Annotated in this window: 17 protein-coding genes; 15 read left to right on the top strand and 2 right to left on the bottom strand. The window is 57.7% G+C overall.

Features of this window, described 5'->3' with window-relative positions:
* The first annotated feature begins 6 nt into the window (after nucleotides 1-6).
* From I5L79_RS19305 to I5L79_RS19240, 14 genes are all read left to right on the top strand, one after another.
* The gene (locus I5L79_RS19305) at nucleotides 7-588 is read left to right on the top strand and encodes an LOG family protein (RefSeq protein ID WP_196956716.1); all 582 of its coding nucleotides are present in this window, start codon (nucleotides 7-9) and stop codon (nucleotides 586-588) included.
* Between the two features lie 140 nt (nucleotides 589-728).
* Nucleotides 729-1,325 carry a glutathione peroxidase gene (locus I5L79_RS19300; protein WP_196956715.1) on the top strand — a complete coding sequence of 199 codons (597 nt, stop codon included), beginning with the start codon at nucleotides 729-731 and terminating at the stop codon, nucleotides 1,323-1,325.
* Between the two features lie 104 nt (nucleotides 1,326-1,429).
* Complete coding sequence (locus I5L79_RS19295) at nucleotides 1,430-2,128, top strand: HAD family hydrolase (RefSeq protein ID WP_317191398.1); 699 nt, start codon at nucleotides 1,430-1,432, stop codon at nucleotides 2,126-2,128.
* Nucleotides 2,129-2,153: 25 nt separating this feature from the next.
* The gene (locus I5L79_RS19290) at nucleotides 2,154-3,086 is read left to right on the top strand and encodes a 1,4-dihydroxy-2-naphthoate polyprenyltransferase (protein WP_196956714.1); all 933 of its coding nucleotides are present in this window, start codon (nucleotides 2,154-2,156) and stop codon (nucleotides 3,084-3,086) included.
* Between the two features lie 542 nt (nucleotides 3,087-3,628).
* On the top strand, nucleotides 3,629-5,377 hold the full coding sequence (locus tag I5L79_RS19285) for a cellulase family glycosylhydrolase (protein WP_196956713.1): 1,749 nt from the start codon (nucleotides 3,629-3,631) through the stop codon (nucleotides 5,375-5,377).
* A gap of 125 nt (nucleotides 5,378-5,502) precedes the next feature.
* Nucleotides 5,503-7,449, top strand: a complete 1,947-nt coding sequence (locus I5L79_RS19280) for a 7TM diverse intracellular signaling domain-containing protein (protein WP_196956712.1) — start codon at nucleotides 5,503-5,505, stop codon at nucleotides 7,447-7,449.
* 638 nt (nucleotides 7,450-8,087) lie between these two features.
* Nucleotides 8,088-11,255 carry a SusC/RagA family TonB-linked outer membrane protein gene (locus I5L79_RS19275; protein ID WP_196956711.1) on the top strand — a complete coding sequence of 1,056 codons (3,168 nt, stop codon included), beginning with the start codon at nucleotides 8,088-8,090 and terminating at the stop codon, nucleotides 11,253-11,255.
* A 28-nt stretch (nucleotides 11,256-11,283) separates the two neighbouring features.
* Nucleotides 11,284-12,771, top strand: a complete 1,488-nt coding sequence (locus tag I5L79_RS19270; protein ID WP_196956710.1) for a RagB/SusD family nutrient uptake outer membrane protein — start codon at nucleotides 11,284-11,286, stop codon at nucleotides 12,769-12,771.
* 68 nt (nucleotides 12,772-12,839) lie between these two features.
* The gene (locus I5L79_RS19265; RefSeq protein ID WP_196956709.1) at nucleotides 12,840-14,099 is read left to right on the top strand and encodes a PKD domain-containing protein; all 1,260 of its coding nucleotides are present in this window, start codon (nucleotides 12,840-12,842) and stop codon (nucleotides 14,097-14,099) included.
* Between the two features lie 37 nt (nucleotides 14,100-14,136).
* Nucleotides 14,137-15,021 carry a glycoside hydrolase family 16 protein gene (locus tag I5L79_RS19260; RefSeq protein WP_196956708.1) on the top strand — a complete coding sequence of 295 codons (885 nt, stop codon included), beginning with the start codon at nucleotides 14,137-14,139 and terminating at the stop codon, nucleotides 15,019-15,021.
* A 438-nt stretch (nucleotides 15,022-15,459) separates the two neighbouring features.
* Nucleotides 15,460-16,338, top strand: a complete 879-nt coding sequence (locus I5L79_RS19255; protein ID WP_196956707.1) for a glycoside hydrolase family 16 protein — start codon at nucleotides 15,460-15,462, stop codon at nucleotides 16,336-16,338.
* Nucleotides 16,339-16,822: 484 nt separating this feature from the next.
* A complete protein-coding gene (locus I5L79_RS19250) occupies nucleotides 16,823-18,091 on the top strand; it encodes a sugar MFS transporter (protein ID WP_196956706.1) in 1,269 nt (422 codons plus the stop codon).
* Between the two features lie 76 nt (nucleotides 18,092-18,167).
* Nucleotides 18,168-20,594, top strand: coding sequence for a glycoside hydrolase family 3 C-terminal domain-containing protein (locus tag I5L79_RS19245; RefSeq protein WP_196956705.1), 2,427 nt, complete (start codon nucleotides 18,168-18,170; stop codon nucleotides 20,592-20,594).
* 494 nt (nucleotides 20,595-21,088) lie between these two features.
* Nucleotides 21,089-22,825, top strand: coding sequence for an RICIN domain-containing protein (locus I5L79_RS19240; protein WP_196956704.1), 1,737 nt, complete (start codon nucleotides 21,089-21,091; stop codon nucleotides 22,823-22,825).
* Between the two features lie 230 nt (nucleotides 22,826-23,055).
* Here I5L79_RS19240 and I5L79_RS19235 read toward each other — a convergent pair whose 3' ends face one another.
* Both I5L79_RS19235 and I5L79_RS19230 read right to left on the bottom strand, forming a co-directional pair.
* Nucleotides 23,056-24,684, bottom strand: coding sequence for a DEAD/DEAH box helicase (locus I5L79_RS19235; protein WP_196956738.1), 1,629 nt, complete (start codon nucleotides 24,682-24,684; stop codon nucleotides 23,056-23,058).
* Nucleotides 24,685-24,855: 171 nt separating this feature from the next.
* Nucleotides 24,856-25,893, bottom strand: coding sequence for a Gfo/Idh/MocA family oxidoreductase (locus tag I5L79_RS19230; RefSeq protein WP_196956703.1), 1,038 nt, complete (start codon nucleotides 25,891-25,893; stop codon nucleotides 24,856-24,858).
* A 285-nt stretch (nucleotides 25,894-26,178) separates the two neighbouring features.
* On the opposite strand from I5L79_RS19230, the gene I5L79_RS19225 reads away from it, so the two are divergent.
* Complete coding sequence (locus tag I5L79_RS19225) at nucleotides 26,179-26,919, top strand: class I SAM-dependent methyltransferase (RefSeq protein WP_196956702.1); 741 nt, start codon at nucleotides 26,179-26,181, stop codon at nucleotides 26,917-26,919.
* The last annotated feature ends 12 nt before the right edge of the window (nucleotides 26,920-26,931 follow it).

Raw genomic sequence — 26,931 nt, 5'->3', positions numbered from 1 at the left:
CTGAAAATGAAAAGCATAGCTGTGTATTGCGGGGCCAACAGCGGCTCCAACGAGCTGTTCACCCAGCAGGCCCTGCTGATGGGCCGCACTCTGGCTGAGCGGGGCCAGACGCTGGTGTATGGCGGCGGCCGCGTGGGGCTGATGGGTGCCGTAGCCGATGGTGCCCTCCGGCACGGCGGTCGGGTCATTGGCGTCATTCCCGATTTTCTGGCCGATAAGGAACTGGCACACCTGGGCCTCACGGAGCTGCACGTAGTAAAAAGCATGCACGAGCGGAAGCTGAAGATGGCCGAGCTGGCCGAAGGTTTCGTGGCCATGCCCGGCGGCTTTGGTACGCTGGAAGAGCTGTTTGAGGTACTTACCTGGGGCCAGCTGGGGCTGCACCGCAAGCCGGTGGCCGTGCTGAACGTGGCCGGCTACTACGACCACCTGCTGCGCGCCCTCGACCACATGGCCAGTGAAGAGCTGCTGCGCCGGGAAAACCGCGCCCAGCTGCTGCAGGATGCCGACCCGGCGGCTCTGCTAGACCAGATGGCGCGCTGGCAGCCCGTCGACGTGGAGAAGTGGCTCACGCCCCGCACTACCTGAACCCTAATGGCCCGGAGAGTAAGGGAAGGAGAGGAGTAGGTGCGAAACCGTTATCTTCGGGTAAGTGAACATCTGTGCGTAGCCGGAGTTACCTTGGCGCCGGCAAGTGCATTTCCGCCCTTCTCTCCACCGCTCCTTGTATGAAACTTGCGCTACCCGTTCTCTTACTTTTTCTGGTGGCCTGCGGGCTGTCATCGTCTACCTCTTCTCAGAACACCGCTGCTGCGCCCATGAACCCTACCACCGAACCCGCTACCGCGCCTGGCTCCGTCTACGATTTCACGGTGCAAACTATTGACGGCAAGCCCGTAAAGCTCAGTCAGTACAAAGGCAAGAAGCTGCTGATTGTGAACACGGCCTCGGAGTGCGGCTACACGCCGCAGTACAAGGAGCTGGAAGAGCTGTATAACAAGTACAGTGACCGGGTAGTAGTGCTGGGCTTTCCGGCCAACAACTTTGGCGGCCAGGAGCCGGGCTCCAATGAGCAGATTGCTACGTTTTGCGAGAAAAACTATGGCGTGAGCTTCCCGCTGTTCGCGAAAGTATCCGTAACCGGCGACGACACCGCTCCACTCTACCAGTTCTTGGCCGATAAATCAAAAAACGGAGCCGTCAGCGACGCGCCTACCTGGAACTTCTGCAAGTACCTGGTGAATGAGCAAGGCCAGGTAGTAGCCTTTTATCCATCGAAGGTGAAGCCCATGAGCGACGAGCTGGTGGCGGCTATCCTGAAATAGTTTTGACTTTGTTTTGCTTGCAGCCCGCGTTGCTCCTGCCCCTGCGGCCGGGGTGGTGCGGGCTGTAGCTTTGATGGGCCAAGCCCGCCGGGTTCTTTACCTTCGTGCCCGCAACCATTGCCTTCCGCATGATCCGCACCGTAATTTTTGACATGGACGGCGTTATCGTCGATACTGAGCCCGTACACCGCTACGCCTACTTCCGGCATTTCGCGGAGCTGGGCATTACGGTTTCGAATGAGGAATTTGCGCAGTTCACGGGTGCATCCACCAAAAACGTGTATCAGCAGCTGAAGGACCGGTACGAGCTGCCTTACCCGGTGGAGGAAATGGTCCTGGCCAAGCGGGCGCAGTTCAACCAAGCCTTTGATGAGCAGCCTGACCTGGAGCTACTGCCCGGAGTACGGGAGCTTATTGAAGACCTGCACGCCCACGGCCTGCAGCTGGTCCTGGCCTCTTCCGCTTCCCGCTCCACCATCGACCGGGTGATGCGCCGTTTTGCCCTGGGGACGTACTTCACGCACCTGGTCAGTGGGGAGAACTTGGCTCGCTCCAAGCCCGACCCCTCCATCTTTGTGCATGCTGCTTCGCTGGTGGGCAGCCCGGTACATGAATGCGTAGTAATTGAAGATTCGACCAATGGAGTGGCGGCTGCCAAAGCAGCGGGCATCTACTGTATCGGTTACCGGAGCGAGCATTCGGCCCTGCAGGACCTGAGTTCAGCCGATAGGGTAGTGGACCATTTCGCCGAGTTGTCGGCGCCCACGATTGTCAGTATAGAACCGCTGGCTGTTGAACGCTAAACACTCATACATTACTTCCATTTTTATGCCTTCCTCTACCGCGCCGGTTGCTTCGGGTAGTTTTGCCAAAGCCTGGCTATCGGCTTTTCGGCCGCGCACCTTACCGCTGGCGCTGGCCAGTATTATGGCCGGAGGCTTTCTGGCTGCCAGCCACGGCCAATTCCGGCCCGAAATAGTGGGCCTGGCCGCACTGACTACGATTCTGCTCCAAATTCTGAGCAATCTGGCCAATGACTACGGTGACTCCCAAAATGGTGCCGACAGCGTGCACCGAGAAGGGCCGCAACGGGCGGTGCAAAGTGGAGCCATCAGTCCGGCTCAGATGAAGCGTGGCATGGGCCTGTTTGGGCTAATGTCGTTGCTGAGCGGGCTGGCATTGCTATGGGTGGCCCTGGGCACGGCAGGAGCCTGGGTTTTTGCGGCATTTTTCGTGCTGGGCCTCTCAGCTATATGGGCTGCCATCAACTATACGGCGGGCTCAAAGCCGTATGGCTACGCGGGCCTGGGCGACCTGTCGGTGTTCGTTTTTTTCGGGATAGTAGGTGTTTGCGGTACGTATTTCCTGCAAACGCGCGCCCTTACGCTGCCGGTTCTGCTGCCGGCCGCTGCCCTGGGCTGCTTCGCCACGGCCGTACTCAACGTCAACAACATCCGCGACATCCGCTCCGACGCCCTGGCGGGTAAGATTACGATTCCTGTGCGGCTGGGCCCGGTGAAAGCCCGACAGTACCATTGGCTGCTTTTGTTGCTGGGCTTTGGATGTGCGCTGCTGTACGTGGCTTTTACATATCATTCACCCTGGCAGTGGCTGTTCGTTCTTTCTGCCCCATTGCTCCTGCGCAATGCCCGGCTGGTGTGGCAGCGGCAGGATTCTGCGCAGCTCGACCCCCTGCTCAAACAGATGGCTATGACCACATTACTTTTCACCCTGTTATTTGGCCTGGGGCAGGTCTTATAGTCTGACAAGATTTTGGCACCACCAGGGCTGGTGCTCACACAGGCATTGTTATTTTTTAGGAATTATTTCAGCCTTCTAAACAAAGTAGGTGTCTTAACACTAAGGCAATACCTGAGACGGAGGTGTGAAGTAAGCGCATAGATGTTTTTGCCATTTAAACGCAAAGGCTAATTCTGGTGAAAGCAGGGAATGGATGGCTTGCTTTTTCCACACACATAGCGTTATTTTGACCTGCTACCTAAAGTCTGCTTTCTGGATTGAGTATCAGTTATGACACCTGCTGTCTTCTGAGTTCCGCAATCGTTTAAGTTACCGCTTAGGAGTCTCCCCGCATTTCTGGTTTTCTCTGGTTCAGCTCGTGTATGAGTTGGGTTGGGGAAATTATACCCTCAGCAAGGGAGCTTTCTATGTTTGGTAAAAGCAAGTGGATCCACACCGTAAAAGCACTACGGCTACGGGTTGTGCTGGTAATGCTGTGTTGGGCGAGTGCGGGAACAGCACCGGTTGTCGGGCAGCAGCTCCTGCGGGCGCAAGGCCCCGATATGATGGATGTCCACGGTCAGAAGGTGGTATTGCGTGGCGTGAATGTGGGCGGCTGGTTGCTGCAGGAAAGCTATATACTACGTACTGATACATTGAACTCGCAAGGGCGGATTCAGGCGGCGCTGTTGCGCACCATGCCGGAGAAGAAAGTAGAAGATTTCTACCGGCGCTTCCGCAACAGCTTTGTAACCAAGGCTGATATCGATTTCCTGGCGGATCAGGGTTTCAACTGCGTCCGGGTGCCGTTTCATTATGATCTGTTTCTAACGCCCAGGCAACGGGCGTTCCGGCGACAGGCGCTTCTAAAGCCAGCTCTGCGCGCCGCCTATGCCGATTCCATAGCCGCCTGGAATGACCGCGGTCAGCTGTTCACCGGCCGCAACCTCGAAGGCTTCCGGCATCTGGATGATGTACTGCGTTGGTGCGGAGCCCGTAACCTGTACGTAGTGCTGGATTTGCACGCCGCCCCTGGTGGCCAGGGCGTTGACCGCAATATCAATGATAACATGGCGCCGCTGGACCTGTGGAAGCGCCGCGACAGCAAAGGCCGATTGGTGTACCAGGATGCGACCGTGCAGCTGTGGAAACAACTGGCTGCCCGCTACCGTCAGGATGCGCGCATTGCCATTTATGATCTGATCAATGAGCCGCACGGGCTAAGTGCGAAAAATGGGCTGAGTGACGATAATCAGGAACTGCGTACCTTATATATACGCTTGCTGGAAGCTGTGCGCGGCCAGAGCGACCAGCACCTATTGATGCTGGAAGGCAACGGGTATGGCAACGAGTACACCAACCTGACGCCGGATAAGCTCCCCGAAGCGCTTCGCCCCAATCTGGTTTACAATGCCCATCGCTACTGGTGCACCAACGAGGCTACCGCTGGCGACCCAAACCCTAACCAGATCAACCTGTTTCGGAACCTGGCCGCTTTCCGCGACCAATGGCAGGTACCCGTGTGGGTAGGGGAGACGGGAGAAAATGCAAATGAGTGGTTTGCCGCCGCTGTGACCGAGCTTAATAAGCTGAACATTGGCTGGTGCCACTGGAATATTAAGCGCGTAGAGGCTACTACAGGCATCTTTTCGCTGCCCGACTACGGTAGTATTCTTACCCCCGCTGGCCGAACCGCCTTATTGCGCAATGCCCAGTTCAAACACAACAAGATAAACCGCGACGTAGTGCAGGCGCTAATTCGTCCGGTAGAAGGCGCCCGGGCTTTCAATGCTCAGCAGCAACTGCCTGGCCTGCTGGTAGCCGCGCACTATGACCTGGGCCGCGCCGGATTAGCTTATCAGGATACTTATTCGCAGCGAACCGAGTTTGTGCAGCGGGAAAACTGGAACCTGGGCAGTCAGTATCGCAACGACGGCGTCGACCTGAGTGAAGTAGCTGACCCCATGGCGCACAATGTGGCCGTAGACCTGCTGGAGCCAAACGAATGGCTGCAATATTCCGTGTCCGTAACCCAGCCCGGTGCCTGTCAGGTGCAGGCCCGGGTCGCTAATGCTACCTCATCTGCTGCAGTGTTGCAGGTGTTGCTGGATGGGCAGCCGCTAACCGAAATTACCGTGCCGCCTACCGGTCAGAACGGTAGCTGGGTTACGCTTACCGTGCCGGGCGGCACCCTTCCTGCCGGGGAGCACCAGGTGCGCATCGTAACCGCGCAACCCGGGGCCCGGCTAAGCTGGCTGAGATTTGAACGACCTGCAGTGCCTGCCTCTGGTATGACTGGAGCTATGCGCTAGATACAGAAAGTCGATTTCTGGCTTCTGCCATCTTTGAGTGAGTGGTTACTTGTACTGGTTTAGTAAATTGGGCGGCTCTAATCACACCAATCATGTACTATCGGTTTCTTATTCGGTTTTCTCTCATGTGGCGCCCTCTGGTGGTCTGTTGCCTGTTGGCGAATGGGGTTCTGGTAGCCCAGGCCACGCCACATCATCCCGCCGAAGACACACTGCGCTTGCAAAAAGGCCTGGGTGAATTGTTTGTTGACCCTGGCTTTTACAGCATTTTAGAAGATCCCACGAATAAGCTTACACTGGCGCAAGTGCGGCAAGAGCCCTTGAACAGCCGCTTCAACGCCAACCACCCCGATAACCGGGCCATCCGCAATACCAGTTCTACCTACTGGATGCGCGTAACATTGCATAATACCAACCGAGCCGAGCAACATTGGTACCTAGAAATATTCGACTCACATATCGGCTACATCACCTGTTACCGTCCTACCGAAGCCGGCCGTTACGACAGCATCTACACGGGCGCTAAGCGGCCATTTGCATCGCGCCAGTATCCATACAAGAATTTTCTGTTTACGTTGCCGCTGCAGGTCGGTCAAACCCAGACGTATTACCTGAAGTTTCAATCAACTTCAAAAACCTCTTTCCTGTCACGTTTGCGCAACGAGCAGCTACTGGCTGCGCATACCCAAACGGAGTATGGCCTGCTCGGAGCGTTTTATGGTATTCTGTTTATTATGGTAGTGTACAATCTGTGTATTTACCTCTTCATTGGTGAGCAGACCTACCTTCGTTATGTGCTGTATGTACTCAGCTGTAGCCTGTTGTTCTTGTCGGAGGATGGACTAGGGTTTCAGTTTCTGTGGCCTAACTGGCCTTGGATGAACGAATTAGTGAATACGGGTACGCCTTTGCTGCTGCTGCTTACCTTCAGCTACTATGCCCGCATGTTTCTGGATGCCCCCCAGCAGCTGCCGCGCTACGACCGACTTACCCGGATGGTCGTGCTCATTAGTGCCGGGCTATTGCTGCTGGACATGCTTGTGTTGCAGACGGGGATGAGCTTCTGGTTATATATGCTGCCGTACGGAATGATCTACTATGCCGCCCTTCAGGTATACTGGAAGGGTTTTAAGCCTGCCCGCTACTTCTTGCTGGCGCACGCGCTGGTAGCCATTAGTGTATTGTTTTTGATTACCCGCAAGCTAGGCATCAACTTCTTTACCAATGCCTTCACGGTCTACAGCATGAATATGGCGCTGGTTCTTGAAGTGGCCGTGTTATCGTATGCATTAGGCGATAAAATAAAGGGAATCAAGGATGCTACTATACGGGCCCAGGAAAAGCTGGTAAAGCAACTCCGCAAACGTCACCATGCCCAGGATCAACTGGTGGAGCAACTGCGGCAAAATCAGGAGTTGAAAGATCAGTTGAACTCAGACCTCGAAGCTCAGGTAGCTAAGCGTACGGAAGAACTGCATCGTCAGAGCGAAACTATTGTCGCCCAAAACCGGGAGCTGCTCCAGGCAAATGGGCTGCTGGCTCTGCAATCGGCTGCAATCGAGAAGCTGAATACCGATCTGCAACGTGACTTATACCAGACACAAACAGCCCGGGTACTTTCCAAAGAAGTTGATTTCGGCGAGTTCAGCCGCATCTATCCTGATAAGGAAGCTTGCCTAGTATACCTGGCCGACCTGAAATGGGCTCATGGTTACCGGTGTCGGAAATGCGGGCACGAGAAATACTGTGATGGTCGCGAGCCTCACTCGCGTCGCTGCACCCGCTGTCGCTATGTAGAGTCGGCCACTGCGTACACTCTCTTTCAAAAGTGTAAATTCTCAATTGTGAAAGCACTTTATGCTGTCTTTTTGATACATACTCACAAAGGCACCTATTCCTCACAGGAGCTCTCACGAGTTTTGGACCTGCGTCAGGCTACTTGCTGGAGCTTTATGCAGAAAGTGCTGGATGCCATGCAGCGCCGTCGGCTGGCTTCTGATTACGAGGAAACCGAAGGCTGGACCCATGTTTTGCTGGATGACACAGTGCCCGTGGAGGAGGAGCAGGACTAGCCTGGTAAGTAAAGGCTCACTACTGGTTTGCTCCCTATTGGTCCATAATTGACTCCTGATCAAAAAAAGACAGAGAAATGCGGGATACTCCCGCATTTTTTTTATTGTTTTTTAGCCGATGCTTCTAGCCTGTCAAAAGCCATTTCTGAGGTATATAGGAGGAAAAGCAATAGGTCATTGTGTGTTCTAAGCGTAATGAATTTTTGTGCATTAACGTGAAAAACATTGTTTAAAGCGTTTAAAGCGGGTTTTTATGCTTGCATTTGCCAAACAATGAACGATATATTTGAGCCACTTCTAAAGCTCAATTATTGGCAGCCTCCTACCAGAATCGATGCTTGGAAGTTTTAGTAGAGAAGTATCGACCTTATAATGGTTGCTTATCATTCACTACGAAAATCACAATGCTGAGTTTTCTATTCCGCAAAGGATTGCAAACCATGATAAAATCGTTAGATTTTACCCCGCAATCGATGGCAACAACTGGACGACAGTCAATGATCTTGTGTAAAAGAATTGAGTTTTAAGCGTCTGCCGCCTCTTCAGACTTTGTGATATAACCTTTAACAGCACTATGCCGGTACTCCCGGCCGACAGCTGAAAACCTTTTGAACTTACCCTTCCCAAACCCTACCTTCATGACCCAACACTCTTACGCACAACTACTTCAGAGAGCGGCGTTTCTGTCCGTTCTAGGGTGGCCGGCACTGGCACTATCGGCAGTAGGCAGCCCTGGGCTGCCCACTTCTCCGGCCGCCATTGTATCTTCTCGTTTAGCCGATGTAACGGTTTCCGGGAAGGTGCTGCAGGAAAATGGTACTCCATTACCCGGCGTAACCGTGGTAGTGAAGGGCACTAGCTTAGGTACTACCACAAATTCTGATGGTACTTATCTTATTACTGCCCCCGAGAACAGCACGCTGGTTTTCAGCTTTGTTGGTTTCGTTCGTAAAGAGGTAGCTGTACCCGCAGGCGGTTCTACCAATCAGAACATCACCCTGTTTGAAGACACTCAGGCCTTGAGTGAGGTAGTAGTGGTGGGGTATGGTACGCAGGAGCGTGCCACCGTAACGGGTGCCGTTTCCTCAGTATCGGCCCGGGAAATTTCGTCGCAGCCCGTGGCCGATGCTACCCAGGCCCTGCAGGGCCGCGCAGCGGGGGTAACGGTAACCTCGAATGGTGGTGCTCCGGGTGGCGCCGCTGGTACCTCCGTGCGGGTACGCGGTATTACTTCTGCCGGCAACAACAACCCGCTGTACGTAGTAGATGGCTTCCCGCTGCCTGATGGTGGTGAAAACCAGCTAAACGCTATCAGCCCTAATGACATTGAAACTATCGACATCCTGAAGGACGCGTCGGCTACCGCTATTTACGGGGTTCGGGCTGCCAACGGGGTAGTGCTTATTACGACCAAGCGGGGTAAAGCTGGGGTATCCAGCATCAACCTGGATGCTTACCGGGGAATTCAACAGGTATGGCGCAAGCTTAGCCTGCTGAGCGCCGAGGAATACGCGGTTATCAACAATGAAAACCGCCTGGCTTCCGGCGACCCTATCGTAGTTGAGCGCCTGAAAAACCCCGCTGCATTGGGCGAAGGCACTGACTGGCAGGATGAAGTATTCCGCCGGGCTGCAATTCAGAACTATTCCCTGTCGGCCACAGGCGGCAGTGATGTAGCGCGCTTTGCCGTATCAGGTAGCTACTTCCAGCAGGATGGTACCATTATCGGTTCGGACTTTGAGCGTTTCACCCTGCGCGCCAACGGCGACATCCAGGTAAACCGGATTCTGAAGCTGGGCAACAGCATCTCGCTTACGCACCTCAACGACCGGCAGATTACCTCTAACAGCGGTAACTACGGTACAGTGCAGCAGGCCATCCGGATTCCTTCGATCATTCCGGTGTATCGCCCCGATGGCTATTATTACGAGCCGCGCGGTCTGCAGGACAACTTCGTAGAGGAAAACCCGCTGGCTTCGGCTACTATCACGAACCAGCGCTTCAAGCGGAACCGGGCCCTCACTACCTTCTTCGCCGAATTGGAGCCGGTGAAAGGTCTGCGCTTCCGCACCAACGTGGGCGCTGACTTCATCTTCGACCAGTATAACGCCTTCCGTCCCGGGGTACCGGTACTGACGGTGAGCACGCCCAACGGGCCTGAAACCTACAGCACGCGCTACACTCAGGCTACAGCCGGGGCTTCCGCTACGTCCTCCTACGCGCCTAGCTACCTGATTGAGAACACCCTGACCTACGACCACCTGTTTGGCGATAAGCACCAACTCACGGTGCTGCTCGGTCAGTCGGCGCAGGAGTTCAACTACAGCAACGTAGAAGCCTACCGCACCGGCTACGCCCGCAACGACCTGCAAGGCATCAACTCAGGGCCTATCAACACGCAGCTAGCCAACTCGGGTCGAGTACAAGTACCTCAGCACCTGGCCAGCTACTTCACTCGTATCAACTACGATTTCGGCGGCAAGTACCTGTTCCAGGCAATTGCCCGCTACGACGGTTCCAGCGCTTTCGCTCCCGGCAAGCAGTTTGGCTTCTTCCCGGGTGTATCGGTGGGCTGGCGGATTTCAGAAGAGGACTTCATGAAGGAGAACCGCTTCGTGAGCAACCTGAAGCTGCGCGCTGGTTACGGCCGGGTAGGCAACCCCAACAATGCGGGCCGCTTTGCTTACCTGTATACCATCAACTCCGGCATCAACTATCCGCTGGGAGCCACTCAAACGCTTCAGACCGGTGCCGCCCCCACCCGCCTGGCAAATGCTGACCTGCGCTGGGAAAACAACGACCAGATCAACGTAGGTCTGGACATGGGCTTCCTCGACAACCGCTTCGAAGCCGTTATTGACCTCTACAACCGTAACTCGCCCAACCTGATTGCCGGCGTACCGGTTTCGTTGGTGTCGGGTACTTACGAGAACGTAAACCGCAACGCTGCGTCGGCTTACAACCGGGGTATTGACTTCGCGCTGACTTCGAACAACATTCGCGGTACGGGCCGGGGGCTGAACTGGACGACCAACCTCACTCTGTCGGCTTACAAAACTAAGCTGGACAAGCTGGGCGTAGGACAGCCTTACAACGACCTGGCTGGCCTGAGCGGTACGATCCTGCGTTACGATGAAGGCGTAGCTTTCGGCTCCTTCTACGGCTTCGTGGCCGATGGCCTGTTCCAGACGCCGGAAGATGTAGCCAGCCACGCTTCGCAACCTGGGGCCGCCCCCGGCGACATCCGCTTCAAGGATGTGAACGGTGACAACGTTATCGATGATAAAGACCGCACCTTCATCGGCAACCCCAACCCCAAGTTCACTTACGGCTTCAACAACACGGTGTCGTGGATGGGCTTCGACCTGAATGTGTTCCTGCAAGGCTCCCAGGGCAACAAAATCTACAACGATAACCGCGTAATTCTGGAAAGCGCCCTGTACAGCAACAGCAACGGCAGCACCCGCGTGCTGGGTCGCTGGACTGGCCCCGGCACCAGCAACGACGTACCCCGTGCAGCAGGTGGCAGCAACTCTGACCCCAACCGCAACCTGCGCGTTTCATCTTACTTCCTGGAAGATGGTTCTTACATGCGCATCAAGGTCCTGACGCTGGGCTACACCCTGCCCGAGTCCATTATGGGGCGTCTCAGCGCCAAGCAGTTGCGCGTTTACGCCTCAGCCCAAAACCTGCTGACGCTGACCAAATACACCGGCTTTGACCCCGAGGTAGGTTCGCGCGGAGTTGACCTGGGAATCTATCCGCAGCCGCGGGTGTTCCTGGCAGGCATCAACTTTGGTTTTTAATTTCCCTTACTAGCTACTAAACAAGACGATGGCAACCATCACAAAATACACCTGCGGGGCCTGGCTACTCACTTTGGGGTTGCTCAGTGGCTGCGGCAAAGAATTCCTGTCGGAAACCCCCAACGACAGCGTTACGGACGCTAACTTCTACAAAACGGAGACGGATGCCATTCAGGCTACCACTGCCGCTTACGGCGAGTTGCTGACGACCGGCCAGTACAACGCGGCGCTCTGGGGTATTGGCGACATCATGTCTGACCTGTCGACCACTGGTGGTGGCGGCGGCCAGGATGGCTTCGAGTACCAGCAATTGGACAACTTCAACATTGCTCCGACCAACCCGCTCGTAAACCGCATGTGGGGCTCCTGCTTCGTGGGCATTGGCCGCGCCAACATCGTGCTGGAGAAAGTGCCGGGCATGAGCATCGACCCTGCTATTCAGCAGCGCTGCCTTGGCGAAGCCGCCTTCCTGCGGGCGAAGTACTACTTTGACCTGGTGCGGGTGTATGGCGACGTGCCCCTGCTGACCAAGCCCCCCAGAACGCTGGATGAAGTAAATATCCCGCGTACACCTGCTGCTCAGGTTTATGCTCAGATCGAAGCTGACCTGAAGGATGCCATAACCAAACTTCCCGCTTCGCACAGTGGCGACAACATTGGCCGGGCCACTAAATGGTCGGCTACGGGCTTGCTGGCCAAGGTGTACCTGACTGAGGGTAAGCTCGCCGACGCAGCTACCCAGGCTCGGTCGGTTATTTCCTCCAGCGGTAAAACGCTGTGGGACAACTACGGCGACAACTTCAAAGTAGCCAATGAGAACGGCAAAGAGTCGCTGTTTGAGGCACAGTTCATCTCCGGCCGCAACCAGTGGACTACGGATGGTCCGGGCTTCAGCGGCAACGAGTTCTTCGGCCCCCGCGGCCAGGGCATCGTGCCCCAGGGCGGCTACGGCTTCAATATTCCGGAGCCGGAGTTTGTGGCCGGCTACGAGGATGGCGACATGCGCCGCGACGTGACTATCTGGAAGCCCGGCGACGCGTATCCCGATGGCCGCAAGCAGCCGAACTCGCTGCCCGGCTCGCCTAATGGCTTTGGGCTGAAAAAATACTTTGTAGGTTCAGTCAATACGAACATTTGGGACTCGGAGCTGAACATCCCGGTTCTGCGTCTGGCTGAGATGTACCTGATTCTTGCTGAAGGAGTAGGCCCCACCCCGGAAGGTCTGGAAGCACTGAACAAGGTGCGCCGCCGCGCCTTTGGCCAGCCCATCAACACGCCCGGCAGCCACGACATCACTTCTACGAATGCTGACGTCTTCAAAGCAGCCGTACGGCGTGAGCGCAAATACGAACTGGCCTTCGAGATGGACCGCTGGTTTGATATGAAGCGCACCGGCGAACTGTTCACCTCGCCTGAGCTCAAGAAGAAAGGCATCAAGGCGCACAACATTATCCTGCCTCTGCCTCAGCAGGAACTGGATGTAAACCCCGGCCTGACGCAAAACCCTGGTTATTAATAGCTGACTGGCCGGTCCGCGCCAGCGGGCCGGCTGGTTTCAGTTCTCCTTCATTTCTCTGAATTCCCATGAAACATATAGTACGCGTAGCAATGTTGGGGCTGATGTTGGCACCCGCCCTGCTTACCTCCTGTGAAAAGGAAGGCGACGATTACACGCTGGAAGGTTCGGCTCCGCAGGCCAGCTTTACCACAACCGTAAAAACGACGGAGTTTCCAACAGTTGTAAACTTCACCAATACCACTAAGGACGGATTTCTTTACCAGTGGGATTTTGGCGATGGTTCGCCCCTGGAGAAAGGCCAGAACGTAACACACGTTTACAAGCGCCCCGGCACGTACAAAGTCACGCTCATCTCGGCTGGCCGCGGGGGCACGGGCTTCTCCGAAGCCACGAACGTGGTTGTAGCAGCGCCTACCAGCCCGGCTTTCGTGGGCCTGACCAACAGCACCACCACCGGCAACCGGGCCTGGATTCTGTCGAATCAGGCCGGCGCCATTACCAAGTACGCCGCCGATGGTACTACGGTGCTGTCGTCCTCAGAAGCTGGTGGCATTCCAGCCTGCCAGGCTGATGATGAGGTGACCTTCACCAGCACCTATGCTTACAGCTACAGCGCCGGTGACCAGACTTACTCGAACGGCGCCTGTGGTGACGCCAAAACCGGTACTTCCGACTTCATATTCACGCCTACCGGTACTACCGGTGGCAAGATTACGCTGCAGAAGGAAGGCTCCTTTATCGGCGAAACCACGCCTACCAAAAGCCGCACCTATGAAATAGTTGAAGTGTCAGAAACGACGTTGAAACTGCGTACGGAAAATGCCGATGGCACCTTCACCCAGTACTCGTACCGTCCTCAGCTCTCAGCTCTGGACCGGGTGAAGCTGCTGCTGACCGGTGCTACTTCCAAGACGTGGATGCTGCAGAATGACGTGGATGCCCCCATCGTGGTAGGCACCGAGAGCAATCCGTCAGCTTATTTCCCCGGAGTAAAAGCCGGAGAGTTGCCGACTTGCCAGTCGGACGACGAATATACCTTCTCGGCATCAGATAAATTCACGTACAACGCCAAAGGAGAAACCTACGTGGCCGGGCCTTACGCATGCCAGGCACCCCGCTCGGGTACGTCTGACTTCTCGTTCGGGCCTGCCGATGGCGAAGGTATTGCCATGTTTGAGTTCAAGAAAGCCGGCACCTTCATTGGCGTGACGGACGCTCCAGACCTAACGTACCGCATCATCTCCATCGACGATACGCACATGGTTATCCGGGCCGGGCGCCCAAGCGGTACCGTATTCCAGATGAAACTTGTAGCTAAGCCCTAAGGTTGGGGAGCTACAAACTTCATCTTTCATTCTTGACATGAAAAAAAACCTCCTTTTTATCAACCGAATCCTGTGGGCCGGGGCCAGCTTAGCGCTGGTCCTGGTTTCCCAGAGCTGCACGGATGAGAAAGTAAAGCCGGGACCAACCCCTCTTCCTACACCCGTAGCCGAAACCAACGCCGAAGCCCGCGACTACGCCGCGTACACTGAACTAGCGTGGAGCGACGAGTTCGACGGAGGTTCACTGGATGAGTCGAAATGGACGCGGGAGCAGGGCGGCGGCGGCTGGGGCAACAATGAGTTACAGACTTACACCAACTCCAACGAAAATGCTTTCCTAACGGGTGGTGATTTGGTAATTGAAGCCAAACAGGCTAGCGGAACCAATCAGTACACCTCGGCCCGCCTCATTACCAAAGGCAAAAAGGATTTTCAGTTTGGCCGTATCGACGTTCGCGCCAAGCTGCCCAAGGGCCGCGGAATATGGCCGGCTATCTGGATGCTGGGTTCCAACATCGACCAGGTGAACTGGCCGGTGTGCGGCGAAATCGACATCATGGAAATGAAAGGCAGCCAACCCAACCAGGTGCTGTCGACGATGCACTACGCCAACAGCATGGGTAACCGTGAGTACAAAAGCAACCAGTGGCAGACACTGGCCGAAGGTACCTACGCCGACGATTACCACCTGTACAGCATGGTGCGCAGCAAAGACCTGATCCGGACGTACATAGATGGCCGGGAAGTCTTTTCGTTCTCGCCAGGTAACGCTTCACCCAACCCGTTCAACAACCCGTTCTTCATGATTCTGAACGTTGCGGTGGGCGGCAACTTTGACGGTAACCCCAACGGCTCTACCGTTTTTCCGCAGCAGATGCGGGTTGATTACGTTCGTTTTTACCAGTACAAGGACACCAAGTAAACCAGTGCGCACCCGTCGGATGCTGGGTGGGAAACAATGCCCCGACGGGCGGAGCTGCAACCGCACAGCACTGGTTTAGGAAGTAGCCCCCGGCGGATACCGCCGGGGTGCTGCTACCTAACTAAGAGAACTTGTTAAGTGTACTTGCCTTGCTGCGGGGGCTATAAATGCTGCGTGGCAATGTAGACATAAGCACTGCTTCTCTACTGAGTCTGACAGTACACCGGCAGACAGGGGCCATTGCGTGGCCACAACCCGGAGTACTACTACGGCCATCTGGTCGTGTTCCCTGCGAATCCTCCGGCTGTTATTCAGCCGCTGTTGATATTTTCTCACTTTGTTTTCGGCTAGCAGTATCCACTCAAAACAGGTGGAATTCTTCCGTATGCTTTTTAGTGGCGGTAGCGCCCCTTACTGCTCGTTTGTAACCTCTTGCTAATGAAGCTGCGAAATTCGCTTTCTGTCTTGCTGCTGGAGGGCTTGCTGGCGACTGGGGCTTGTACTACGCCACTGACGCCGCCCAAAGGTACTGGTACTACCGGCGGCTCTACTGCCATCAAATACACTTTCAAGGAACTAGCCTGGCAGGATGAGTTTGACCAGAATGGCCTGCCCGACCCAGCTAAATGGGGCTACGACGAAGGTGGTAGCGGCTGGGGAAACAGGGAGCTACAGTTTTACACCAAGGCCCGTTCGGAAAACGCCCGCGTTGAGAATGGCAACCTAGTGATAGAAGCGCGGCGTGAGCAGCTGAACCCGGGTAACGCCTATACATCTGCTCGGCTGGTTTCGCTTGGGGGCGCCGGAAAAGGAGGTAGCCAGGCCTACGGCCGCTTTGAAATCCGGGCGCAGCTGCCAGGGGGGCGCGGCATCTGGCCTGCCATCTGGATGCTGCCCGATGATTGGCCGTACGGCAATAAAAGCTGGCCTGATAACGGCGAAATTGACATTATGGAGTACGTAGGGTATGACCCCGGTGTGGTACACGCTTCCACCCACTGCAACAAATACTACTTCCGTACCAACAACCAAAAAACGGCTACCATTCAGGTGGCTGATGCCACCAGCGCATTTCATGTATATGCGGTGGAATGGACGCCCGAATCCATTACGGCCTTTGTGGATGACAAGGCGTATTTCACCAGCACCAACGAGCGCACGGGCTGGGAAGTCTGGCCCTGGGACCACCCGTTTCACCTGCTGCTGAACGTAGCGGTGGGAGGCGAGTGGGGTGGCGCTAAAGGCATCGACGAAACCGCCTTTCCGCAGCGTATGCTGGTGGATTACGTGCGTATCTATCGCATGAAAGCAGAATAAAACATAGCGGGCAGGGGAGACGCCCCACCCGCTGTTTATCCGCCCCGGCGCAGGCTCTGCCTCGTTGGTTCGGTTCCGGGGCCGGCGTAGCAATGTAAGGGGAGCACGCCGGCCCTTTAGGAACAGCAGAAAAGCCGCTTTCCTCAGAGAAGGTGCTATTTCGTTTGGACTGCTTTGTTTGGGCTGCTTTGCCGGCTGTCCGGCTGCTTTCATTTTTGTTTGCGACAACTCAGGAATTACTGAAACCAGCATCTAATCACTTTCTAGCATGATGAAAACATCTACCTGCACTCTGTACCAACTGCCTCTTGAAACGGGCGGACAGGTAACCACGCAGAAACTAGGTGGGCAACATTAATATTGCTATAGCTTTGCCACTCCGCTCCTGATCAGCCTATACCCGGTCGGCTGCCGTCGCACCGGCCGGGTATAGGCTATTTTGTGCCCTTCCCGGGCTGTTTGCTCACCTTTTTTTCGCTCGACTATGGCTCTGGCCGCTCCCTCCTCAGTTTCTGCCCCCGCCACTACCGACCCTTCGGGGGCATCGCCTCGCTACACGTCGGCTCTGGCTTCGCTCACGGTCCTGTTTTTCATGATGGGGTTCATTACCTGTCTGAACGACATCCTGATTCCTTACCTCAAGGCCATTTTCGACCTGAGTTACGCGCAGGCCAACCTCATCAACCTGTGCTTCTTCGGGGCCTACTTCTTCATGGGTATCCCTGCAGGATTTCTGGTGCAGCGCATCGGGTACAAAGGCGGCATGCTGGTAGGATTTATGGTAGCGGCGCTGGGCTGCTTCCTGTTTTACCCGGCCGCCGACAGCCGTTCCTACGGGTTCTTTCTGGCTGCCTTATTTGTACTGGCTACCGGGGTAGTCCTGTTGCAGGTAGCCGGCAACCCCTACGTGGCTATTCTGGGCCCGCCCCAGTCAGCGCCGGCCCGGCTTACCCTCACGCAGGCCTTCAACTCGCTGGGCACTACGGTAGCTCCGCTGTTGGGCTCAGCCCTGATTCTCTCTAACCTGCCCGACCTGGATACCGCTACCTCGGCCGCTGCCATTGATGTGCGTGCCGTGCAAACGCCATATCTGGCCATAGGGGGCGTGCTGCTGGTTATCAGCATCCTGTTGGCTTTTCTGAAACTGCCGCGCATCACCCACGCCGAAGAGCCGGCCGGGCAGGCCGGGCGTCAGATCTGGCACTACCGGCACCTGCTGCTAGGAGCAGTAGGCATCTTCGCCTACGTGGGCGGGGAGGTAGCCATTGGTTCTCATATCGTTTCCTACCTGCACCTGCCCGATGTGGCTGGTCTGGCGCCTAAAGTGGCCGGCGACAAAGTGGCCTACTACTGGGGGGGCGCTATGGTGGGCCGCTTCCTGGGCGCCTACCTGCTCAATAAACTGAATCCTGGCCGTCTGCTGGCCTTTACGGCCGTAGGCGCAGTGGTACTTATTCTGATTTCGGTGGCTAGCACCGGCCAGGTAGCTATGTGGAGCTTGCTGGCCGTAGGGCTGATGAACTCTATCATGTTTGCTACCATCTTCACGCTGGCGGTAGCCGGGCTGGGCCGGCATACGGAGGCCGCTTCCGGGCTGCTGAACGTAGCTATTGTGGGCGGCGCGCTGGTGCCCCTGCTGTTCGGAGCCATTGCCGATGCTAGCTCTCTACGGATGGCCTTCGTGCTGCCCGTGCTTTGCTACCTCTACATCATGTGGTACGGCCTGAAAGGGCACGTTCGGCAAGATGGGTAAGGCTGATTAAGCCAGCCGTCAAATATTACTGCCGCAGTAAAGCCGCGGTCAGAAGTTTCACCCATCTGCTAGCTTCATGCTGAGTATTCTGTTACCGTTGCGCCGTACGGCGTTTGTTTTCTCGCTGGGTTTGCTGGGCTACCACTCGGGGCAGGCGCAGCAGCTGCCTCTCACCGCCGATGCCCGCGTAGAAAGCCTGCTGCAGCAGATGAGCACCGAGGAAAAGCTGGCCCAGCTTTACAACAACGGCTTCATGACCACGCCCACCAACGAGCGGCTGAAAGTGCCCGGCTTCGTGATGGACGATGGCCCCCACGGGGTGCGCTTCGAGCGGGCTTCGTCGTTCCCGACGGGTATGGCTGTGGCTTCCACCTGGAACCGGGCCCTGGCGTACCGCCTGGGTCAGGCCATGGGTGAGGAATTCTGGGCCTATGGCAAGCATCAGCAACTCGGCCCCTGCCTTGATATAGTGCAGGATCCGCGCGCCGGCCGCAACGCCGAGGCCGGTGGCGAAGACCCTTTCCTCATCGGGCAGCTGAGCGGCTACATCATTCGCGGCATCCAGACCACGCCGGTGATGGCCACGGCCAAGCACTTCATGATTGAAGGCAAGCAGAGCACGCGCCACAGCCGCAACCAGATTTTCACCGACCGGGGCGTGATGGAGCAGTTCGGCTACAACTTCCGCATGGCGGTGCAGGAAGGCGGCGCGCTCAGCGTGATGTCTTCCTACAATCTGATCAACGGGGAACATGCGGCCGAAAGTCCGTACCTGATGAACACGGTGCTGCGCCAGCGCTGGGGTTTCCCGTTCTATGTAGTATCCGACTGGGACGCGGTGCACGACAGCCAGAAAGCCATTGTGGCCGGCAACGACGTGTGCATGGGCTCCGACGACTACCAGAAAGATCTGCCCGGCCTCGTCGCCAGCGGCAAAGTGCCCATGACGGTGATTGACGCGGCCGTGCGTAACGTGCTCCGTTCCAAAATCATGGCCGGGATGCTGGATTTCTACCCGACTTCCACGCCTGCTAAATCGGCCAACACGCCCGCCCACCAGGAAGTAGCCCTGCAGGGAGCCCGCGAGTCCGTGGTGCTGCTGAAAAATGCGGGCAATGTGCTGCCTTTCAACAAGAGCACAACCAGGCACATTGCCGTTATCGGACCCAACGCCGACCAGTCGAACCTGAACTGCTTTGGCAGCAGCGAAACGACGCCGGCCTACGCCGTGAGCCTCAAGCAGGCACTGGATACCAAGCTGGGCGCTACCAAGGTATACTACGCCAAGGGCTGCGATATTAACAGCATCGACACTACCGGCTTCCGGGCAGCTACCGAGCTGGCCCGCCAGGCCGATGTGGTGGTGTTTGCCGGCGGCCTCGACCTCACCCAGGAAGGAGAGGGCTACAACGGTGGCAGCGACCGGGTGAACAACTCCACCGTACTACCCGGCATGCAGCAGCGCCTGATTCGGGCGCTGGCCCGTGTGAACCCCAACGTGGTGGTGGTGCTGCAAAGCGGGGGCGTGTGCTCCATGCACGAAAGCCTGCCCGCCGCCAAAGGGCTGGTGTACTCCTTCTACGCCGGGCAGGAAGCCGGCACGGCGCTGGCCGATGTGCTGTTTGGGGACTACAACCCCGCCGGCCGCATGCCCGTGACCATGCCCACCGCCGACAGCCAGCTGCCCGAGTGGAATGATGACTTCACCGACGACTTCGGCAACGGCTACCGCTGGTACGACGAGAAAGCCCTGACCCCGGAGTTTGCCTTCGGCGCGGGCCTGAGCTACACCACTTTTCAGTACAGCAACCTGCGCACCTCCGCCAGCTCGCTGGTAGCTGGTGCGCCGGTGCAGGTAATGGTAGATGTGCAGAACACCGGCAAGCTGGCCGGGGACGAAGTAGCTCAGCTTTACCTGACCACGCACAGCTCGCCAGTGTGGATGCCCAAAAAGGAGTTGAAAGGCTTTGAGCGCCTGACGCTGGCTCCCGGTGAAAAGAAAACCGTGACTTTCCAGCTTACAGCCGAAGATTTCTACCGCTGGAACGAGCAGCAGAAAGCTTATCAGGTAAATGCCGGCCGCTACACCGTGCGCATCGGTGGTGCTTCGGACCGGCTGCAGCTAACCCAAGATGTGACCCTGAAAAGCGGCGCTGCCCGCCCCGATCTGAAAGTAACGGAAGTATTCAGCTTGCCCCGATTCCCCAGAGCAGGGGAGGCGGTGCGGTTCTACGCGCTGGTGCGTAACCTGGGCAATGCCCCCGTAATGGGCCAGAAGCTGAACCTGAGCTTCAGCGTGAACAACGCTACCGTAGCCAGCGCGCCCGGCACCAGCCTCACGCTCCAGCCGGGACAGGCTACGCTTGTTCCGGCTACGCAAAGCACCTGGCAAACCCCGACCGCCGGCAAAACCACCGTGCGAGCCACCATCGACTCCGACAAAAAGCTGAAGGAATGGCTGGAAGACAACAACTCGTACAGTCGGTCGCTGGAAGTATACTAAGGATTTACGCATAAGAGTGAGTGAAGAGTACGAGTCGCGCCTCCTGCAAGAGGCGCGGCTTTTTTGTGGGCATAGCACATATGCTGGCTTATGTACTAGGGCACCTTTTGTAGTCAAACACGGTGTATAGTGAAAGCCAAGATGTTATTCAATTAAATGAAGGCAGGGCCTTGGAGCTTAGCATCACCTTCTATTTATTTGTATTGTCTGAAAGCCGGAAAGTTTTGGTCTCTATCTAGAACAGAATTCGCGGCGGCATTCCTGAATTCGTGTAGCAAATTGCTTGATCTAATCTGTTGTATTCCTTTACACAATCGATTGTTATTCTCTTTTTAAGCTTCTTCACAATCGATTGTGCTCTTTTCATTCTTCCCTCATCCAATTCCCACTTTCTTTCCATGAAACACGCACTACACGAAAAGGGACCTTCAAGCCGAGTAAACGCGGCTGACGGCAGCGCGGCAACGCTTAGCAGCAGAGTAACTGAACAGTACATGGATAAAACCAACCGGTTGAACACATGGAAACGGCTGCTTCGGGCTGCCACTCTATTTTGGGTGCTGCTGATTGGATTTAACACCCCGGTGAGGGCTCTGGATGGAGCTACCGGCTCTCACGACCCGTCGACGCTCATCAAGGACGGCAGCAAATACTGGATGTTTACGACCGGGGCGGGTATCTACGCGGCGTATTCCACGGACTTGTTTCGCTGGACTACGGCGCCCAAATCGGTGTTTCCCATTGGCACCTGGCCTTCGTGGATCAATCAAGCGGTGCCCGGCTTCGACGGCACATTCTGGGCGCCCGACGTGCTGTACATGAATGGCAAGTACTACCTCTATTATTCCTGCTCCACGTTCGGCTCCCCGCGCTCAGCCATTGGCGTGGCTACCAGTCCCACGCTTGACCAGAACTCGGCCAGCTACAAATGGACGGACCTGGGCATGGTGGTTTCATCGGCCACGCAAACGGACATCAACGCCATTGACCCGGCCTTGCTCAAGGACAGCAACGGCCGGGTGTACATGACTTATGGCTCGTTTTCCGGCGGCATTGGTATTATTGAGCTCGACGCCGCTACGGGACTGAAGAAGGCGGGTGCTGCCGTGGTACACGTAGCAGGCGGTAGCCGGGCCTCCTGGGAAGCGCCGTACTTGTTCAAGGAAGGCAGCTACTACTACCTCGTGGTCAACCGTGGCGCCTGCTGCCAGGGCGTAAACAGCACCTACTATCTGGTGATGGGCCGCTCCACTAGCATCAACGGACCTTACAAAGACAAAAATAACGTAGACCTGCGCAGCAACGGCGGCACGCGCATCTTGTCCTCTTCCGGCAAATACATCGGCCCTGGCCACTTTGGTCTGCTGCGCGAGAATGGGGCCAACTTCGTGTCAATGCACTACTACGACGGCAACGACAACGGCAACGCCAAGCTCGATATTGCCAACCTGGGTGGCAGCGGGGCGGATGGCTGGCCCTTTGTAACGCGCGACTGGGTGGCGGCCGGGCGCTACCGCATCACCAACCAGAACAGCGGCCTATCGTGGGATGCCTGGGGCTGCACCGGTGTGCAGGGGCAGGCTATTGCCCAGGGAACGTACAATAACCTCACGTGCCAGAAGTGGGACTTCGCACCCGTGGGCGACGGCGCCTACAAGATTACCAACGCCCAGGGCGGGCTGGCGGCTGATGTGGTGAACTGCAGCGCCAGCAACGGCGCCAAGCTGCAGCTCTGGCCTTATCTGAACAACAACTGCCAGAAATTCAAGATTGAGCGCACGGCTGATGGGGCCTATCTGATGACTTCCCTGACAGGCACGCGGGTGATTGAAGTACCCGGAGCCTCCTCTGCGGCCGGCACCCAGCTGGCTTTGTGGGACCAGAACGGCAACCGAGGCCAGCGCTGGTACATTGCCGGGGCGGGAGCCCGCACTTCGGGCACCGTCACCAAGGCGGCCGCCCCTGTACTGGAGCAGCCCTTGGAAGCGTATCCAAACCCTTTCACCGACCGTACTACCGTACAGTTCCGCGCTGGGGCGAGTACTCCGGCTCAGGTACGGCTCTACAATGCCCTGGGCCAGCCGGTAGCCACGCTCTTCGACGCCACGGCTGAAGGCGGCCGGGAATATCAGCTCACCCTGGAAGGGAAAGCATTGCCGGCGGGCATCTACACCTGCCGCCTGCAACTTGATGGTAAGACGCAGAGCCAACGCTTGGTTCTGGTGAAATAGTTGGTCCTGAGACTTGAAGGTAGGGACTCATGCAAACACCTTCTCTGCGCTGCGGAGAAGGTGTTTTTTATGCGGCAGCCGTCAACCTGATTTCAACCTAAAATGGTTTTTTACGTTCATTTTCAGGTACTCTGGATTTAAGTCAAATGTAATTTTGCCTGAGCCCGGAAGTTACAAAAAAGGCACCGCTACAGCTGTAGCGGTGCCTTTTGCTTGCGGTGTGGAGCTTGTTACTCGGCGCCGGGGGAGGCGGGAGCAGCTGGGGTAACCTCAGCGCCCGTGCCCGCGGGCCGGTCGCTGCGCTTGCGGTTGCGGCCCCCGCGCTTGCGGCGGCGCTGGCCTTCGGCAGGTAGCTCACCTTCGGCCCGGGGGGCCGTGCTATCGACTTCACCCTCGGAGCGAGGCGGGCGCGGAGCACGGGGCTCCCGGCGGGGCGGGCGGGCCTGGCTTGCGCCATCCTTCGCTTCGCCTTCGGGGCGGGGCTCGCGCGGGGGGCGCTGGTAGGGCTGGGCCGGGGCCTGGCCGGCATCAAGAGCAGCCAGGGCAGCCTGGGCCTTGGCAATGCGGGCCTGCTGGTCGGCGTCGGGCTTGTCGCCGCGCTCGGGGCGGGAGCCTTTGTCGCCGCGGCCGCCGGAGCGCCCACCTTCGCGGGGGCCACGGCTACCCTCGGGGCGCGGGCCCCGGTCGTGGCCCGCGCCGCCGGAGCGGCCGCCCCGCTCGGGCCGGCCCCCAACTTTGCCGCGCAGTCCGCTGAAGCGCTTAGGGTCGAACTCGGGCGCTTCGCCCAAACCCAGGGCTTCCGTAATGCTTTGCTTTTCGACTTCGCGCTCAATCAGCTTCTCAATCTTCAGCACCCGGTCCTGGTCCTGATCGGCAATGAAGGTGATGGCCGTGCCTTTGGTAGCGGCGCGGGCCGTGCGGCCAATGCGGTGCACGTAGTCCTCGGCGGCGCGTGGAATATCGTAGTTTACTACGTGGCTGAGTGAGTCGATATCGATGCCCCGGCTGAGTACGTCGGTAGCTACCAGGATGGGGAACTGCTTGTTTTTGAAGGCCCGCATGATTTCCTCGCGTTCCTCCTGGGTCCGGTCGGAGCTGATGCCGCGGGCCTCGATGCCGAGCTTATTAATGGCCCGGACGATACCGCCCACCGCCGCTTTCTGGCTGGTGAAAAGCACCATGCTCTGCACATCCTGGGTTTTGATGATGTGCTCGAGCAGGTAAATCTTCTGGCGGTCGAAAGCCAGGTAGAACTGCTGGTCGATGCCAGCGGCGGGCTTGCTCACGGCCAGCCGGATTTCCTCGGGATTCTGAAGCAGCTGCTGCGAGAAGTCCCGGATTTTGCTGGGCATGGTGGCCGAGAACAGCAGCGTCTGGCGCTGTTTGGGCAGCTGCCGCACGATGTTGAGGATGTCATCGGAGAAGCCCATGTCCATCATCTTATCGGCCTCATCGAGCACCAGATACTTCAGGTCCTCAAACTTCACGTAGCCCATCTGCATGTGGGCAATAAGGCGGCCGGGCGTGGCCACGATGATGTCGGCGCCGGAGGTAAGGGCGCGCTTCTGCTGCTCCCAACCTTCGGATTTCCCCCCGCCGTAGATGGCAATGGAGCTGGCTTCGACGAAGTAGCCAAAGCCGGTTATCTGCTCGTCGATCTGGGTGGCCAGCTCACGGGTGGGTACCAGCACCAGCGTGGAAGTGGTGCCGTGTTTGGCGTGCGAAATCTTGTCGAGCAGGGGCAGCAGGTAAGCGGCGGTTTTGCCGGTGCCGGTCTGAGCGCAGGCAATCAGGTCTTTGCCTTCGAGAATGCGCGGAATGGCCTGTTCCTGGATGGGCGTGGCCTGCTGGTAGTTCATGGCGTCCACGCCGGCCAGCAGGTCGTCGTGGAGGTTGAATTCGTGAAACGTCAAGGTTCAGCGAGAATTAAGATGATGAATGGCTGACCTTGGTTTCCTGGTCAGCTTGCGGCAGCTGGTATTCTGGTTGAAACAAAGATAGAAGGATTTCGGGCCGCCGCGCGCAGAAGCTCAGCCGTGGGCCGGCCGTGCGGCTTGCTCCAGAATTTCCAGCTGCCAGCGGAGCTCCTCGGCCCGCACAGGATACGGCTGCCCATGGCGAATAGCCTGGTACACGGCCTCAAACAAGGCCGGATAGCTGCCGCGCGGGGCCTCCAGAGCGGTGGTGGAAAGCTGCCCGTTTGCCTCCGCCAACGTCAGCTGGCCGGCGGCTTCGGCCGGCTCCCAGCCATAGGTTGCGTCGGTGGGCAGCAGGCCGGCGGCCAGCTGGGTTTCCTGCACGTCGGCGCGGCGCTTCTGGAAGGAGCCCTGGGTGCCGTGCAGCACGTAGGCGGGCACCGGCGCCGCAGCCAGCAAACTCACCGTCACGAACACCTGCAGGCCGGCGGCATAGGTGAGGTGGGTATGAAAAAAATCGACCACCCGGGAGCCGGGCCGCTGGCTGGCTTGTGCCACCTGCATCCGCTCGGGGCGGCCAAACAAGCTCAAAGCCTCGTCCAGCACGTGGGAACCTAAGTCGTAATGGAAGCCGCTGGCGGGCACGATGGGGTCTTCTTTGAACACCTTGGGGTTGAGGCCGGGCTTGTACCGGTCGAAGCGGAAGTGCGCCTCCGTGAGCCGGCCCAGCCTGCCGCTTTCCACCACTTGCCGCACCAGCTGAAAGTCGGCGTCCCAGCGGCGGTTCTGGTAAGCCAGCAGCAGCTTGCCCTGTTTCTCGACCAGGGCCAGCAGCGCGTCCAGCTCGGCCAGGGTGGCCGTAACGGGCTTTTCCAGCAGCACGTGCTTGCCGGCTTCCAGGGCCTGCCGGGCCAGGTCGAAATGCGTAAAGTTGGGTGTATTCACCACCACCAGCTCCAGCGTCTCATCGGCCAGCAGCTCGGCCACACTGTTGTAGCTCTGCACCGCGGGGTAGGTGGCGGCGGCTTCCTTGCGGGTGCGCTCCACCACGGCCTGCAGCCGGAAGCCGGGGTGCGTGGCTAGGAACGGCGCATGAAACACCCGGCCCGACATGCCATAGGCCAGCAGCCCGGTGGAAATTGGAAGAGACATGGCTGAAAGATTAAGTGATTGAATGGTTTTCTGGATATCCGTCACGCGGTAGGGGTGGGGCTCGTCCCCGCCCGGACATTGAACGAACCCGCCTACTGATGTCCAACGCCCGGGCGGGAACAAGCCCCGCAACCTGCCGCATTGGCGCAAATGTTGCGCAGTTTGCCGAGTAAATCAGTACATCAATTAGAGTAAAGAGTGTCACCCCTTACACTCGGACCCAGCCAGGCAGCTGTTCAGCTATATTAGCCGGAAAACCGTCAACCATCTAGCCGTCTCCCCATCATGCTCGACCGTTTTTCTGACCAAGCCAGCCTCTACGCCCGCTACCGCATCGACTACCCGGCGGCTTTATACGAGTGGCTGCTGCCGCGCGTGCCGAGCCAGGCGCACGCCTGGGACTGCGCCACCGGCAACGGGCAGGTAGCCGTGGTGCTGGCCGCGCACTTTGCCCAGGTGACGGCCACCGACATCAGCGCCGCCCAACTGGCCGAAGCGCCCCGGCAGCCCAACATCACCTACCAGCTGGCCCCGGCCGAGCACGCGCCGCTGGCCGATGCGGCCGTAGATCTGGTAACGGTAGGGCAGGCGGTGCATTGGTTTGAGTTCGAGGCCTTCAACCGGGAAGTGCAGCGGGTGCTGCGCCCCGGCGGGGTGGTAGCCGAGTGGGGCTACGGGCTGGTGCAGGTAAGTGCCGGACTGGATTCGCTCATCCGCCGGTTCTACGCCGAAACCATGCGCCCGTACTGGGACGAAAACCGCTGGCATATTGACGACCAGTATGCTCGCCTGCCCTTCCCGTTTGCCGATGTGGAACATGCCCATTTTACCGAGGCTCGCCGCTGGACGGCCGAGCATTTCCTGAACTACCTGCGCACCTGGTCAAGCGTGGTGAAATACCGCAAGCAGCACGGCCAGGACGCGGTGCTACTGCTAGCCGACGAGCTGACGGAAGCCTGGGGGCAAGGTGAGCGGGAAGTGCTGTTTCCGGTGTTCGTGCGGCTAGGCCGGAAAATGCCGGAGTAGGCTCGAAGGCCA

Origin of the sequence: Hymenobacter guriensis (assembly GCF_015773195.1) — a bacterium.
Classification (GTDB): domain Bacteria; phylum Bacteroidota; class Bacteroidia; order Cytophagales; family Hymenobacteraceae; genus Hymenobacter; species Hymenobacter guriensis.
Note: the sequence above shows the minus strand (reverse complement) of the source record. Positions and strands in the feature narration are given on the sequence as shown.

Coding starts and splice junctions, on each gene's coding strand:
- I5L79_RS19305 (WP_196956716.1), top strand. CDS start 7: ATGAAAAGCATAGCTGTGTATTGCGGGGCCAACAGCGGCTCCAACGAG.
- I5L79_RS19300 (WP_196956715.1), top strand. CDS start 729: ATGAAACTTGCGCTACCCGTTCTCTTACTTTTTCTGGTGGCCTGCGGG.
- I5L79_RS19290 (WP_196956714.1), top strand. CDS start 2,154: ATGCCTTCCTCTACCGCGCCGGTTGCTTCGGGTAGTTTTGCCAAAGCC.
- I5L79_RS19285 (WP_196956713.1), top strand. CDS start 3,629: ATGATGGATGTCCACGGTCAGAAGGTGGTATTGCGTGGCGTGAATGTG.
- I5L79_RS19280 (WP_196956712.1), top strand. CDS start 5,503: ATGTGGCGCCCTCTGGTGGTCTGTTGCCTGTTGGCGAATGGGGTTCTG.
- I5L79_RS19275 (WP_196956711.1), top strand. CDS start 8,088: ATGACCCAACACTCTTACGCACAACTACTTCAGAGAGCGGCGTTTCTG.
- I5L79_RS19270 (WP_196956710.1), top strand. CDS start 11,284: ATGGCAACCATCACAAAATACACCTGCGGGGCCTGGCTACTCACTTTG.
- I5L79_RS19265 (WP_196956709.1), top strand. CDS start 12,840: ATGAAACATATAGTACGCGTAGCAATGTTGGGGCTGATGTTGGCACCC.
- I5L79_RS19260 (WP_196956708.1), top strand. CDS start 14,137: ATGAAAAAAAACCTCCTTTTTATCAACCGAATCCTGTGGGCCGGGGCC.
- I5L79_RS19255 (WP_196956707.1), top strand. CDS start 15,460: ATGAAGCTGCGAAATTCGCTTTCTGTCTTGCTGCTGGAGGGCTTGCTG.
- I5L79_RS19250 (WP_196956706.1), top strand. CDS start 16,823: ATGGCTCTGGCCGCTCCCTCCTCAGTTTCTGCCCCCGCCACTACCGAC.
- I5L79_RS19245 (WP_196956705.1), top strand. CDS start 18,168: ATGCTGAGTATTCTGTTACCGTTGCGCCGTACGGCGTTTGTTTTCTCG.
- I5L79_RS19240 (WP_196956704.1), top strand. CDS start 21,089: ATGGATAAAACCAACCGGTTGAACACATGGAAACGGCTGCTTCGGGCT.
- I5L79_RS19235 (WP_196956738.1), bottom strand. CDS start 24,684: ATGAACTACCAGCAGGCCACGCCCATCCAGGAACAGGCCATTCCGCGC.
- I5L79_RS19230 (WP_196956703.1), bottom strand. CDS start 25,893: ATGTCTCTTCCAATTTCCACCGGGCTGCTGGCCTATGGCATGTCGGGC.
- I5L79_RS19225 (WP_196956702.1), top strand. CDS start 26,179: ATGCTCGACCGTTTTTCTGACCAAGCCAGCCTCTACGCCCGCTACCGC.